13 protein-coding genes, 1 other RNA gene and 1 pseudogene are annotated in these 12,443 nt (G+C 45.4%); 6 read left to right on the top strand and 9 right to left on the bottom strand.

The genetic code is table 11. The features are described 5' to 3' along the window. Nucleotides 1-55 precede the first annotated feature (55 nt). Together ssrS and KQI32_RS02845 are read right to left on the bottom strand one after the other, a co-directional pair. Nucleotides 56-248, bottom strand: a non-coding RNA gene (ssrS, locus tag KQI32_RS02850) — 6S RNA. An 82-nt stretch (nucleotides 249-330) separates the two neighbouring features. Further along, nucleotides 331-1,371: an S-layer homology domain-containing protein gene (locus KQI32_RS02845; RefSeq protein WP_216423897.1), complete on the bottom strand. Its 1,041-nt coding sequence runs from the start codon at nucleotides 1,369-1,371 to the stop codon at nucleotides 331-333. 284 nt (nucleotides 1,372-1,655) lie between these two features. Between KQI32_RS02845 and KQI32_RS02840 the strand changes: the two genes are divergently transcribed. From KQI32_RS02840 to KQI32_RS02825, 4 genes are all read left to right on the top strand, one after another. Next, nucleotides 1,656-2,339, top strand: coding sequence for a DUF421 domain-containing protein (locus tag KQI32_RS02840; protein ID WP_216423895.1), 684 nt, complete (start codon nucleotides 1,656-1,658; stop codon nucleotides 2,337-2,339). Next, nucleotides 2,336-2,716 (top strand): DUF4363 family protein, encoded by a 381-nt coding sequence (locus KQI32_RS02835; RefSeq protein WP_216423893.1) that lies wholly within the window; start codon nucleotides 2,336-2,338, stop codon nucleotides 2,714-2,716. Before KQI32_RS02840 ends, KQI32_RS02835 begins: the two co-directional genes overlap by 4 nt. A 152-nt stretch (nucleotides 2,717-2,868) precedes the next feature. Next, entirely contained in the window at nucleotides 2,869-3,126 is a 258-nt protein-coding gene (locus KQI32_RS02830; protein ID WP_177690036.1) for a putative Se/S carrier-like protein, read from the top strand. After that, nucleotides 3,123-4,259, top strand: coding sequence for an aminotransferase class V-fold PLP-dependent enzyme (locus KQI32_RS02825; RefSeq protein ID WP_216423892.1), 1,137 nt, complete (start codon nucleotides 3,123-3,125; stop codon nucleotides 4,257-4,259). Before KQI32_RS02830 ends, KQI32_RS02825 begins: the two co-directional genes overlap by 4 nt. 666 nt (nucleotides 4,260-4,925) lie before the next feature. Here the strand turns inward: KQI32_RS02825 and nspC are convergent. The 6 genes from nspC to speD are packed head-to-tail and all read right to left on the bottom strand — an operon-like array spanning nucleotide 4,926 to nucleotide 11,214. Next, on the bottom strand, nucleotides 4,926-6,053 hold the full coding sequence (nspC, locus tag KQI32_RS02820) for a carboxynorspermidine decarboxylase (RefSeq protein WP_216423890.1): 1,128 nt from the start codon (nucleotides 6,051-6,053) through the stop codon (nucleotides 4,926-4,928). 1 nt (nucleotide 6,054) lies between these two features. Beyond that, nucleotides 6,055-7,254, bottom strand: coding sequence for a saccharopine dehydrogenase family protein (locus KQI32_RS02815; protein WP_177690047.1), 1,200 nt, complete (start codon nucleotides 7,252-7,254; stop codon nucleotides 6,055-6,057). Nucleotides 7,255-7,278: 24 nt separating this feature from the next. Next, on the bottom strand, nucleotides 7,279-8,127 hold the full coding sequence (gene speB, locus KQI32_RS02810) for an agmatinase (RefSeq protein WP_374197054.1): 849 nt from the start codon (nucleotides 8,125-8,127) through the stop codon (nucleotides 7,279-7,281). After that, nucleotides 8,120-8,971 (bottom strand): polyamine aminopropyltransferase, encoded by an 852-nt coding sequence (gene speE / locus KQI32_RS02805; protein ID WP_177690051.1) that lies wholly within the window; start codon nucleotides 8,969-8,971, stop codon nucleotides 8,120-8,122. The genes speB and speE overlap by 8 nt, the downstream gene beginning before the upstream one ends. 21 nt (nucleotides 8,972-8,992) lie before the next feature. Continuing rightward, the gene (locus tag KQI32_RS02800) at nucleotides 8,993-10,441 is read right to left on the bottom strand and encodes an aminotransferase class I/II-fold pyridoxal phosphate-dependent enzyme (protein ID WP_177690053.1); all 1,449 of its coding nucleotides are present in this window, start codon (nucleotides 10,439-10,441) and stop codon (nucleotides 8,993-8,995) included. 14 nt (nucleotides 10,442-10,455) lie between these two features. Next, entirely contained in the window at nucleotides 10,456-11,214 is a 759-nt protein-coding gene (gene speD, locus KQI32_RS02795; RefSeq protein WP_177690055.1) for an adenosylmethionine decarboxylase, read from the bottom strand. Between the two features lie 559 nt (nucleotides 11,215-11,773). Between speD and KQI32_RS02790 the strand changes: the two genes are divergently transcribed. Together KQI32_RS02790 and KQI32_RS13515 are read left to right on the top strand one after the other, a co-directional pair. Next, nucleotides 11,774-11,911, top strand: coding sequence for a hypothetical protein (locus KQI32_RS02790; protein WP_216423888.1), 138 nt, complete (start codon nucleotides 11,774-11,776; stop codon nucleotides 11,909-11,911). An 11-nt stretch (nucleotides 11,912-11,922) separates the two neighbouring features. After that, nucleotides 11,923-12,057 (top strand): hypothetical protein, encoded by a 135-nt coding sequence (locus tag KQI32_RS13515; protein ID WP_256443627.1) that lies wholly within the window; start codon nucleotides 11,923-11,925, stop codon nucleotides 12,055-12,057. Nucleotides 12,058-12,345: 288 nt separating this feature from the next. On the opposite strand, the pseudogene KQI32_RS02785 reads toward KQI32_RS13515, so the two are convergent. After that, nucleotides 12,346-12,443, bottom strand: a pseudogene (locus KQI32_RS02785) (IS200/IS605 family transposase); the annotation flags it as partial.

The following is a 12,443-nucleotide window of genomic DNA, read 5'->3' as shown; positions in this document are numbered from 1 at the left end:
AAACTTCTTCACAAAAAAATGCTAGGTGTGAACCTAACATTCTTATCTCATTATGTATATCCCCGCCGAGCCGTTATAAGCCTTATACAAACCTGCCTAAGCAGGTGGGTGTCCTCCTGACTGCTTATCGGTCCCCTAAAGCCGGCAATAAAACCGGGGGGCATGCAAGCCGCAGGTCAGAGAACGGACTCCCTTATTAAAAATGTTGGTTTATATAACGCGCTTACTCACGTGAACGGCAGGATTTTTTGTTGTTTTCTGTTATTTATTATAGCATTTCAAATGATAAATTGCAATGCTTTTCGGTGTGATTTCAGAACTTTCCAAGATCTAGTTCTCTTTCAGCAACAATAGTTTATACAGAAGCAAAGCTGCGTCTGCACGGTTTGTTTCCCCGGCTGGTTCAAATTTATTATTCCCCACTCCGCTGATGATATTCGCCTTTTGCAATTCATTGATTGGTTCCACCGCATAATATTTAATCTGATACATATCATCGAAATGAGTGGGATACTTTATGTCCGGAAGCTGCAGTCCCACCCTCCGCACGGCGCGGTATGCAACCGTCACCATCTCTTCTCTCGTGATCGGCTTTTCCAGTTCATAGGGCCATTCATAGTAGCCAAAAGACAATCCATAAAATTCTCCGGCAGCTATGTAAGGCTCATACCATGCCCCGGAAGGATCCTTGAAATATTCCTTTGTATAAACATCATTTGTTTCCAAAAGTACTGAAACCACTAATTTTGTGAATTCCTCTCTCGTAATATTGGCTCCCGGTGAAAAGCAGCGCTCCTGGGTACCTCTTATCATTCCCCTCTGAGCCATTGCATCCACAGCTTTCACTGCGTACTTATAATCTGCCATATCGTCAAAATACTTTGATTTCTCCTCCTCCGGCTGTGTTGTAGGAGTCGGTTCTGGTTCCTGCGGCTCTTCTGTTCTTGCTGGTCCCACCTCTATGATAATTTTTCTTCTCATGGCGACGTCCATAAAATTCCCCATAACCTCTGGAACCTTACGGTATTGCAGCATATATGCAATTTCTTCCGGAAACATTGCGTCAAAAGCAACCATAACAGGAAGATGTTCTTCGCGTTGCATGACCTGTAACAAAATTGTGATAAAAATGGTATCTGCGTCCGATTCATAGATATTTTCTTTAAAACTCGCTATAAAATCATCTATGTCATCCATGAAAGACTCCACTTGCCCGGCAGTCATACCTTCATATTCCATTAATCTGCTGACAAAAGGATCATCGATAAAAACAAGAGCCGAATAAGTCGAGTTTTCATCCTCTGCCGAAACAAAAATCGTTCCCGCCACCAAGACAACTGTCACCAAAAAGGCTGTCCACTTTTTCAGCAAAGGTATACATCCCCTCTCTCTTGCATTCTCTAAATAACATATTGTAATCTGCGCCGAACGAATTCCATTTTTAACCGGATATTTTTATTATACATGATTTTTTTCGGAAAAGCAAAGCTTTGTGCAGAAAGATCACAGAATATTCACAAAGTGAATTTTTGAACCGAAAACAATCCATAATACTATAAATAGAAACAGCGGTAACACAAACAGCTGATACCGCTTGCTTTTTATGAAGAAATTCTTATATATTTCTTATATTTTTCCACAGAGAGGAGATTTCTATGCTTGCAATCGTTGTGAGAACTGTCATTCTTTATCTTCTTGTTGTGTTTTCGCTGCGTTTTATGGGAAAGAAACAGATTGGCCAGCTGGAACCTTCCGAACTGGCTGTAGCTATCATGATTTCTGAATTAGCCTCCATTCCGATGGAGTCAAAAGATATTCCCCTTGTAAATGGTATTGTACCTGTATTAATTCTGGTATGCTGTGAAGTGCTGATATCCTGGCTCATTTTAAAAAACGTCAAAGTCCGCAAATATATTTCAGGGAAACCTAGTATCCTGGTGGAGCACGGTGTCCTGCAGCAGTCTGCCCTGAAAGATCTGCGCTTTACCACGGATGATCTGTTAGAAGAAATGCGAATGAACGGTATCACCAATATTTCCGATATTCAATATGCCATTATGGAGACAAACGGACAGGTCAGCTTTGTTTTAAAAAAATCCGCATCCACTCCTACTGTGGAGGATTTATCTCTTCCCATTCAGGATGATCAGATGCCCTTCCCTATTGTTGTAAAAGGTGAAATCTACAAGGATAATCTCAAACGGATTAACCGCACGGAAGACTGGCTTAACGGCGAACTAAAAAAATTGCATATTACAAATAAGAAGGACATATTGTTATTATGCGCAAATGACAAGAAAGTAATGTTCACACAGCTGAAGGAGAAGAAACAAAAATGAAAATGATTGTGATAACCCTTTGTATCCTGCTTTTGATGATAGGGTTCGCCATAGGTTATCAGGCATATTTGGAGGATACGATGAAAAAATACATTGCTGTTGTGGAGGAAATGGACCGCTCTATGGATTTAGGCGATTATGAAGCGGCGAAAGAGGAATACGCCCGGCTGAAAAAGGACTGGCTGAAAAGTGAAAAAATCCTGACCATTTCCATCGAACACAACGAAATCGACAGCATTATGGAACAGTTTGCAGAAATAGATTCCTACTTTATCAAAAATATATATGAAGACTATTATCAGACCAGTTATAAACTAAAGTTATATTTCCGGCATCTCATCGAAAAAAACAGGCTGAATCTGGAAACGATCCTTTAATGAATAACGAAGCGGTTTTCATTTTTGCCAAACCGCATTTCACAATGCTTTCATTCACCGAATATAGGTACGTTTCATATATTAAACTGTAAATACCATAGCTGTTTGACAACAGCGGGCCGGCTTGCCGGCTTTTCAAAGAGGAGAAGAAAATGAATTATTATATCGCAGTTTTTTCATCCATTACACTGGCAAATAAGCTGAAAAAGCATTTTCAATATGACGGCAGCTTTATGGCGCTGATGCATGCGCCCACTTCGATTCCCATGAATGGCTGTGCGTACTGTCTGCGGTTTCGTGAAGAAAAACTCAATGATGTCATGGAAGCGGCAAACCGGTTTGATATCCCGATAAAAGCGATCTACCGGGAGATGCCGAACCATGCTTATCAGGAGTATCGCATTTCTTGATTTATCTGGATAATGCGGCGACCACGCGTCACAAACCGAAAAGCGTTTTAAAAGCTGTTGAAAATGAATTGAAAAATTCCGCTAATCCTGGGAGAAGCGGTCATAACTGCTCTTTAAAATCTTCTGAGCGTATTTACAATGCAAGGAAAGTTCTTGGCGATTTATTTCATATTGAAAATATTGAAGACATTATTTTGACTCCGAATGCGACCTATGCCCTGAATTTCGGTATCAAAGGAATCCTGTCGGAAGGCGATCACGTCATTACCACTTCCATGGAGCACAACTCCGTTTTAAGGCCGCTACACGCGCTTTCAGGAATTTCCGTAACACGGGTAAAGGCGGATTGTTATGGATTTGTGGAACCCGCCTGGATCGAGGCGGAAATCAAACCGGAAACCAAGCTGATTGTGGTTAACCATTCTTCCAATGTAACGGGAAGTATCCAGGATATCTGCACCATTGGCCAAATTGCCAAACGGCATGGAATTCTTTTTATGGTCGATGCTTCTCAGAGCGCCGGCGTATTACCCATAGATGTAAATGAATTTCAGATTGATTTACTGGGATTTCCCGGTCACAAAGGACTTTACGGTCCTCAGGGAACCGGCGGGCTTTATATTCGTCCCGGTTTAAATCTGAAAACCATCATAGAGGGCGGCACAGGCAGCGAGTCCTCCCTTCTGAATAATCCTGATTTTCTGCCGGATAAATTGGAAAGCGGAACCTTGAATACGCCTGGCTTCTACGGATTGTCAAAAGGAGTGGAATATGTCCTGAAGGAAGGCGTTTCAAACATCCTTTCCTATGAACATTTCCTGTTGGATTTGATGAAAGAAACGCTTTATAATATGGAACAGGTAACGGTCTACGGCCCAGTGGATTCCAAACGTCAGACGGGCACCTTAAGCATCAATCTCAATGGAATGGACAGCGGCGTTGCCGCCAACATTTTAAACGATGACTATCATATAGCTGTCCGCTCCGGTTTTCATTGCGCCTATCCGGCTCACGAAACCATCGGCACAGAAAAGACCGGAACCGTTCGTGTCTCTGTTTCCGCCTTCACCAAGGAAAAAGAGGTAAAAAAATTTTTGGAAGCGATCCATAAGATGTCCAAAACAAAAATATAGAAAATAGCAAAAGAGGGGCTTTTCAGCTCCTCTTTTAAAAATTTTGGTTTATCCGAGTTGTCAATAAACTGTCTCTTTGACATCTCTCGTCTACTGTAGGGGCGGGGCTTGCTCCGCCCGCATTACGGCACATAGAACAGCGTGCAGTGTGCATTGCCCTCTGTCCTCCCCAGTCTCCCTTGTGTAAAGGGAGGGGAACCGCTTCAGCGGTGGAGGGATTGTCAACCTATGCACAATCCTTTACAGCAGGAGCAAGCCCGGAACTGCTGTTTTCGGAACGGTCAAGACCGTTCCCTACACCAGATTTCCCAGCATTCCCATCGTAGGGGCGGATATCATCCGCCCGTATAAGTAACGAGTTTACAGTTGACAGTTAGACTGTTCTGCCGAGAGAACAAACCGCACCCACAAAATACTGTTTACCGTATACCGTTTACCATCTACCGTAGGGGCGAACTGTGTTCGCCCGCATTATAGCGCATAGTACACTGCGCAGTGCTTTCTGCTCTCCCAATTCTCCCCTGACATATCATTTATTTTTTATTGCAATCGTATACAAAACCGGAATAAAAGCAAAAAACTTTGCGCCTGAACAATTCTGAAACACTTGCATACCGCTATGCAGCTGCATTTCAGGATTATTCAGCAGTCATTAAATAGGGACGGCTATGACAGCCGTCCCTTAAAATCCTGATATCCAAAGTGTTTCACCACGTGAACACCCATTTCATCCTTTACCGCGATATCCGGCAGCCTCACCCCGTTAAAGGTATTATTTTTGACCATGGAATAGATCGCCATGTCGCCGAACACCAGCTTGTCTCCGATTTGAAGCGGCTGGTCAAAGGAGTAATCGCCGATGATGTCCCCCGCCAGGCAGGTAGGTCCTCCCAGCCGGTAAGTATAAGCCTTTTCCCCGGGCATCCCGGAATCCAGAAGAGGCGGACGGTAGGGCATCTCAATCACATCCGGCATATGGCATGCCGCGGAGGTATCCAGAATTGCAATATCCATTCCGTTGCGGACAATATCCTCCACCCTCGTCACCAGAAAGCCGGCATTCAGCGCCACCGCTTCCCCGGGCTCCAGATAGATTTCCAAGTCATATTTCTCCTTCATGTGAAGAATGCAGGAAACCAACGTCCCAATATCGTAATCCGCCCGTGTAATGTGATGTCCGCCGCCGAAATTCAGCCATTTCATCCGATACAGAAACCTGCCGAATTTTTGCTCCACCGCTTCAAGAGTCTTTTGCAGCGCATCCGCGTTCTGCTCACAGAGGGTATGGAAATGAAGTCCTTCGATTCCATCCAGATTTTCTCCCTCAAACGCAGAGACCGGAATCCCCAGCCGGGAACCGGGCGAACAGGGATCATAGATAGCGTGATCCTGTGTGGAACACTCGGGATTGATGCGCAGACCGCAGCTTTTTCCGCTTTGCAGCGCTTTTTCCTTGTATTTTTTCCACTGGGTAAAGGAGTTGAATACGATGTGATCACAGAGCGAAAGCACCTCGTCAAACTCCCTCTCCAAATAGGCTGGAGAAAATATATGCGTTTCGCCGCCCATCTCCTCTTTTCCCAGCTTTGCCTCATACAAAGAGCTCGCAGTTGTCCCTTTCAGATACCGTCCGATCAGCGGATAGAAATAGAACATGGAAAACGCTTTCTGTGCAAGAAGAATGTGACAGCCTGTCCGATCCTGCACCGATTTCAAAATCTCTAAATTTTTTGTGAGCAAACCTTGATCCACTACATAAGCGGGCGTCTGTACCTGTTTCAGCGCTTCCGTCATATCAGTCTACCAGCTGGGGATCAAAGGATTCTCTCCAGGGAAGTCCCCATTTGTTCAGCGCGTCCATAAAGGGATCCGGATCAAATTCCTCCATATTGTAAACGCCGGGCTTTTGCCATTTTCCCGTCATAACCATCATCGCGCCGATCATGGCCGGTACACCGGTGGTATAGGAAACCGCCTGGGATCCTACTTCCTTATAGCACTCCTGATGATCGCATACATTATACAGATAATAGGTTTTGTCCTTTCCATCCTTTTTGCCGCGGAAAATACATCCGATATTGGTCTTGCCCACGGTCCGAGGTCCCAGAGAAGCAGGATCGGGAAGAACCGCCTTTAAAAACTGCAGCGGGACAATCTCTTTCCCCTCGAACAAAATCGGCTCAATCGAAGTCATCCCCACGTTTTCCAGGCATTTCAAGTGGGTCAGATAGCTCTGCCCGAAGGTCATAAAGAAGCGAATCCGCTTGATGCCCGGAATGTTCAAGGCCAGAGATTCGATCTCCTCATGGTGCAGAAGATACATATCCTTCTCCCCCACCTGGTCAAAATGGTAAACCCGTTTGATTTCCATCGGCTCGGTTTCCACCCATTTGCCATTTTCCCAATAGCTTCCCTTTGCGGATACCTCTCGGATATTGATCTCCGGATTGAAGTTAGTGGCAAAAGGGTAGCCGTGGTCACCGCCGTTGCAGTCCAAAATATCAATATAGTTGATCTCGTCAAAGTGATGCTTTAAGGCATAGGCGGAAAACACGCTGGTGACGCCGGGGTCGAAGCCGCTTCCCAGCAGGGCGGTAATTCCGGCTTTCTCAAATTTCTCCCGGTATGCCCACTGCCATTTATATTCGAACTTTGCAGTATCCAGCGGTTCATAATTGGCGGTGTCCACATAGTGAACCTTAGTTGCCAGACAGGCGTCCATAATCGTCAGATCCTGATAAGGAAGTGCTAGATTCAGCACCACATCCGGTTTTACCCGTTCGATCAGCGCAATCAGCTCGTCCACGTTGTCCGCGTCCACCTGGGCGGTTTCGATTTTTACCTTTCCGCCGGACAGCTTTTCCTTTAACGCGTCGCATTTGGATTTTGTCCGGCTGGCAATCACCACCTCATCGAACACTTCCGCATTCTGCACACATTTATGGATGGCAACGCCGGCAACGCCGCCGCAGCCGATCACCAATACTTTTCCCATTTGTTTCAACCTACCTCTCTGTCATTATTTTTGTATCCCCAAAAGAATTTCTCTTATGATTTTGCAGGCAACCGCAGTGGATGCTCCGCTTGGATCATATACTGGACTCAGTTCGTTTACGTCAAGCCCCACAATATTTAATCTGCCCACCTTTAAGACAGCATATAACAAATCCAGGAAGGAAACGCCGCCCGCCTCGGGGGTTCCTGTTCCCGGAAACACCGAAGGATCCATCACGTCCAGATCCACCGTAAAATAGACCGGCTTTCCCTCCAGCTTTTCAACCACTTCCTCCAGCCCGTCGAAATTGAATTTCTGAAGAGCGGTGTGCCCTTTGCTCCACACAAATTCGCTCCGGTCACCGGAGCGGATTCCAAACTGAAAGATCTTTCCATCCCCCGTCAGATCCCAAAGCCGCCGGATCACCGACGCGTGGGACAATATCTCACCCAAGTATTCCTCCCGCAGGTCGGTATGCGCGTCAAAGTGGATCACGTGTACCTCAGGATATTTTTCAAATACCGGACGAAATGCTCCAAGTGTGACCAAATGTTCCCCGCCGATCATCATGGGAATTTTCTCATCCTTCAGAATCTTCTTTGTCAATTCACCGATCTGCCCAAGTGCTTTTTCCGGATTTCCAAAACAGAGTTCCAAATCACCGGCATCAAAAATCCGATAATCCGTCAAGTCCTTGTTCTGATACGGACTGTATGTCTCCAAGCCAAAGGACTCAGAGCGGATCGCCTTGGAGGCAAACCGGGTTCCCGGACGAAAAGAGGTTGTGGAATCAAAAGGGGCACCAAACAGGACAATTTCTGCCTCCCCGTATTCACAGTCACATCCGATAAAAGTTTCCACGTTTTTATTCAACATCTCTGAGCAGCTCCTCTACATAATTGGGCAGATAAAAAGCACCCACGTGAAGATTCGTGTTATAGTATCTTGTTTTGAACCCAAAGGTATTCCAGCGCGCCTTATCCAAATCACGGATCGGATGATACTTCTTGGAGGAGAAGCCGAACAGCCAGTGTCCGGAGGGATACGTCGGAATATGTGCCTGATACACCTTGCTGATAGGGAAAGATTCCACAATCCGCTTGTGGGCCCGCTGCATTGCCAGCGCATCCCCCGCATAGAAGGGACTCTCGTGCTGGTTCACCATAATGCCATCCTCTTTCAGCGCCTTGTAGCAGTTGCCGTAAAACTCTTTGGTAAACAACCCTTCTCCTGGTCCAAAGGGATCGGTGGAGTCCACAATAATCAGATCATATTCATTTTCGTGATAACGGATATACTTCAGACCGTCCTCAAAGTGCAGGTTAACCCGCTCATCCATAAACCCACAGGCAGTCTGAGGCAAATGAATCTTGCACACCTCCACCACCAGCTCATCGATCTCCACCACATCAATGGTATTCACCTTCTGGTATTTTGCAAGTTCACGGACAACGCCGCCGTCCCCTGCCCCGATCACCAGAATTTTTTCCGGGTCGGGATGCACCGCCATGGGTACATGCACCATCATCTCGTGATAGATAAACTCATCCTTCTCAGTGAGCATCATATAGCCGTCCAGCGTCAGAAAGCGTCCGAACTCTTTGGAATCAAACACATCAATCCTCTGAAATTCACTTTGTCCGGAATACAGCTGGCGATCCACCCGGATGGAAAATTCCACATGGGGGGTATGCCGCTCAGTAAACCATAATTCCATATGCACGTTCTCCTTTCTTTCTCAATACTCCTTTACGATATTCAACCGTTCCGTATTCATATCCTCGGCCCCGGTCAGGCTGCAACCCTTCTCCTTTGCGTACTCGATATAGTCAAGAATCTGGCGGGTGATCCGTTCCCCCGGCGCCAGAATCGGAATGCCCGGCGGATAGCACATCACAAATTCACTGCACACATGCCCCTCGCTCTCTTTAAGAGGAAGGGAAACCTTTTCGCTGTAAAAAGCCTTCTGAGGTGTAATCACAACCTGAGGGCTCAGATATTCCTGTTTCATCAGACCGGTTTTATCCCGCTTGAACCGCCGGCGGATTTCCGACAGAGCACTGACCAGCCGCTCAATATCCCGAATGCGGTCTCCCACCGAGACATAGGCAAGGATATTGCCCAGATCGCCGAACTCCACCTGGATATCATAGTCATCCCGGAGGATATCATAGACTTCAATCCCCGCCAGCCCCACATTCAGCGTGTGAATTGACAGCTTTGTCACATCAAAATCATAGATGGAATCCCCGTTTATGATCTCTTTGGAATAGGCGTAGTAATCCCCAATCTGATTGATCTCATACCGGGCATACTCCGCCATGTCACACACACGGGAAAAGATATCCTTTCCATGCAGCGCAAGATTTTTTCTGGAGATATCCAAGCTGGATAAAAGCAGATAGGAACCCGAGGTGGTCTGCGTCAGATTAATCACCTGCCGTATATAATCCGGATTCACCCGTTCTCCTGCCAGAAGGAAGGAACTCTGTGTCAGGGAACCGCCGGATTTATGCATACTGACCGATGCCATATCCGCCCCAGCGCGCATTGCGGGAACAGGCAGATTTTCCCCGAAATAAAAATGTGTGCCGTGCGCCTCGTCCGCCAATAGCAGCATCCCATTGTCATGCGCCAGCTTCGCAATCTTCCGAATGTTGGAGCAAACTCCATAATAGGTGGGATTATTCACTAAAATTGCCTTTGCCTCCGGATTTTCCTCAACCGCTTTTTTCACCTTCTCCAGGGACATTCCAAGCGAAATGCCAAGCTCATTATTCGTCTCGGGATTGACATAAACCGGGATTGCGCCATTTAAAATCATCGCATTGATGACACTGCGGTGCACATTTCTGGGAAGAATGATCTTTTCTCCCCGCTTTGCGGCAGACAGAATCATGCTCTGCACTGCGGAGGTTGTTCCGTTGACCATAAAAAAAGCGTGAGCCGCCCCAAACGCCTCCGCTGCCAGCTCCTCCGCTTCGCGGATAACGGAAACAGGATGGCAGAGGTTATCCAGACACTTCATGGAATTCACATCGACCGTCATACACTGTTCGCCTAAAAATCCGGTCAGCTCGGGATTTCCTTTTCCTCTTTTGTGGCCTGGAACGTCAAATGGCACCACACGCTGCTTTTTAAATTGATTCAATGCTTCCAATATAGGAGCTCTTTCCTGTCCTGACAATTTCTAACCCCTCTCTAATAGATATTCTTCCCGCTGAATATTTCAATCATTTCGCTGTGCAGATTGTTCATGATGTTCAGTCTGGTTTTGGGCGGAATTTCATAAACATCGGTATTAAACAGATAGTTCTGCAAGTCAATTTCCTTGATCAGCATCTTTGTATGATAAATATTGGACTGGTAAACATTGATGTCAATGGCATCGTAGTGCTCCAGCGTTTTTTCATCAATATAATCCTGAATGGAAGTCATTTTGTGATCCATAAAAAGCTTCCTGCCCGAAATATCGCGGGTAAAGCCCCGCACCCGGTAATCCATGGTGATGATGTCCGAATCAAAGCTGCCGATCAGAAAATCCAGTGTGGAAAGAGGCGTGATCTCCCCGCAAGTTGCCACGTCGATATCCACTCGAAAAGTTGCAATCGAAGTGTCCGGATGGTATTCCGGATAAGTGTGTACCGTCACGTGACTTTTGTCCAGATGCGCTACCACCGTATCCCCGCAGGGTATCATGCTTTCCTCCGCAATCAGAAAAGTAACGCTTGCCCCCTGCGGCTCATAATCCTGCTTGGATACATTCAGCACGTTTGCGCCGATCATTTCCGTCACTTTATATAAAACATCCGTAAGTCTGTCCGAATTGTACTGCTCATCAATATAAGCCACATAGTCCTTCTGTTCCCGGGGCGATTTCGCATAGCATACATCATAAATATTAAAGCTCAAGGATTTCGTCAGGTTATTAAACCCATATAATTTCAGTTTATCTTCCATTTCATCACTCTTTCCCCTGGTTTGTCTGGATAAAAAAAACTCAAATGCCTTTTCAGGTATCAACCTAAAATACACTTGAGTTTCAAAATCTATAAATCGGTGGCCGAAGATTTTAAGATTAGAGTCCATAAGAATACCTTTGACTACTCTTATTGATTGATTCACAAGTGTGATTTCTCTATGAAATTTGAGCATTCGCTCAATCAATAAGGCAACAAAAGTTGCCAGTGTCGGCATTTGACCCAGCTGTCCGCATGGCTATATATTTTGTACAGGAATCTTCCTAAATATACAAAATGGTCAAAAAATTCTTAATCCGCCTGCATTTTAAGACGGCAAAAGGCCCTAATCATTTTCAGAAAACCTTCCACAACGGATTATACATCAAATATCCGTCAAAATCAATAGATTTTCCAAAATAATTAAATATTTTGCGCTTAATCGTTAAAACTTGGAAAGGCGGTATTTTTCTATGTTTTTGTGAATAAATCACTGTTGTCTTCCAATACTATGGATAGGACAGCGAAGTGACAGATTTCAAAAAGGAAAGGAGATGTCTGTGTTGAAAAAGAAACCTCTCTATGACAGCCAGGTAAGCCTGCAAAAGAATAATCAAGAAACAAGCGGTGAAGTAAAAAATCAAAATGAGCATCACAATGCAAAAAAAGAAGCTCTGGGACCAAACACCAAAAGATAGGAGGAATTTTTATGCCAAAGGACAGTCAACCGGACAATAAAAAGGCCAGAAAGCGCAAGTCCAAAGGGCAAACACCTCTTACAGAGGAAAATCATAATCATAATCCCAATGCAAAAAAGCAATCCATAAAAAACAATGATGTATAAGGCGTAAAGTATATACGGATCCAATATCGTTTGCAACGATATTTCAGAAAATCAGAGTTTTTATGCCACAATTCCATTGATACTTGTTTTCCTTCACAGAACAATCATAAGACAGCTATTCCTATACGTTTTTATTACGCGGCAGGCATTTAAATAAAATCATAACCACCGGTCGTGCCGGTGGTATGCACTGCCCCCTTAGGGCTTGATACCGGCTGGGCCTATAGGCCCGCCGAAAGGTTCGCCAACCGCGAAGCTTTCACCGGCTGCCCCTAATGGGGCTTTTTTCTAGCCTTCTTTTACCTGCTCACCCGTGAACGGGTCTATGTATTCTTTCATGCTCATTTGGTCACTTGTCATATCCTCCTGTAACTGATTTCGTATGT

It is taken from the genome of Acetivibrio sp. MSJd-27, assembly GCF_018918095.1.
Classification (GTDB): domain Bacteria; phylum Bacillota; class Clostridia; order UMGS1840; family HGM11507; genus HGM11507.
The sequence above is the reverse complement of the archived record's forward strand: the minus strand, read 5'-3'. Positions and strand labels throughout refer to the sequence as shown.

What these genes read in the sequence shown, in the direction of transcription:
- KQI32_RS02840 (WP_216423895.1), top strand. Translation starts at nt 1,656, where the DNA reads ATGCTTGCAATCGTTGTGAGAACTGTCATTCTTTATCTTCTTGTTGTG.
- KQI32_RS02835 (WP_216423893.1), top strand. Translation starts at nt 2,336, where the DNA reads ATGAAAATGATTGTGATAACCCTTTGTATCCTGCTTTTGATGATAGGG.
- KQI32_RS02830 (WP_177690036.1), top strand. Translation starts at nt 2,869, where the DNA reads ATGAATTATTATATCGCAGTTTTTTCATCCATTACACTGGCAAATAAG.
- nspC (WP_216423890.1), bottom strand. Translation starts at nt 6,053, where the DNA reads ATGACGGAAGCGCTGAAACAGGTACAGACGCCCGCTTATGTAGTGGAT.
- KQI32_RS02815 (WP_177690047.1), bottom strand. Translation starts at nt 7,254, where the DNA reads ATGGGAAAAGTATTGGTGATCGGCTGCGGCGGCGTTGCCGGCGTTGCC.
- speE (WP_177690051.1), bottom strand. Translation starts at nt 8,971, where the DNA reads ATGGAATTATGGTTTACTGAGCGGCATACCCCCCATGTGGAATTTTCC.
- speD (WP_177690055.1), bottom strand. Translation starts at nt 11,214, where the DNA reads ATGGAAGATAAACTGAAATTATATGGGTTTAATAACCTGACGAAATCC.
- KQI32_RS13515 (WP_256443627.1), top strand. Translation starts at nt 11,923, where the DNA reads ATGCCAAAGGACAGTCAACCGGACAATAAAAAGGCCAGAAAGCGCAAG.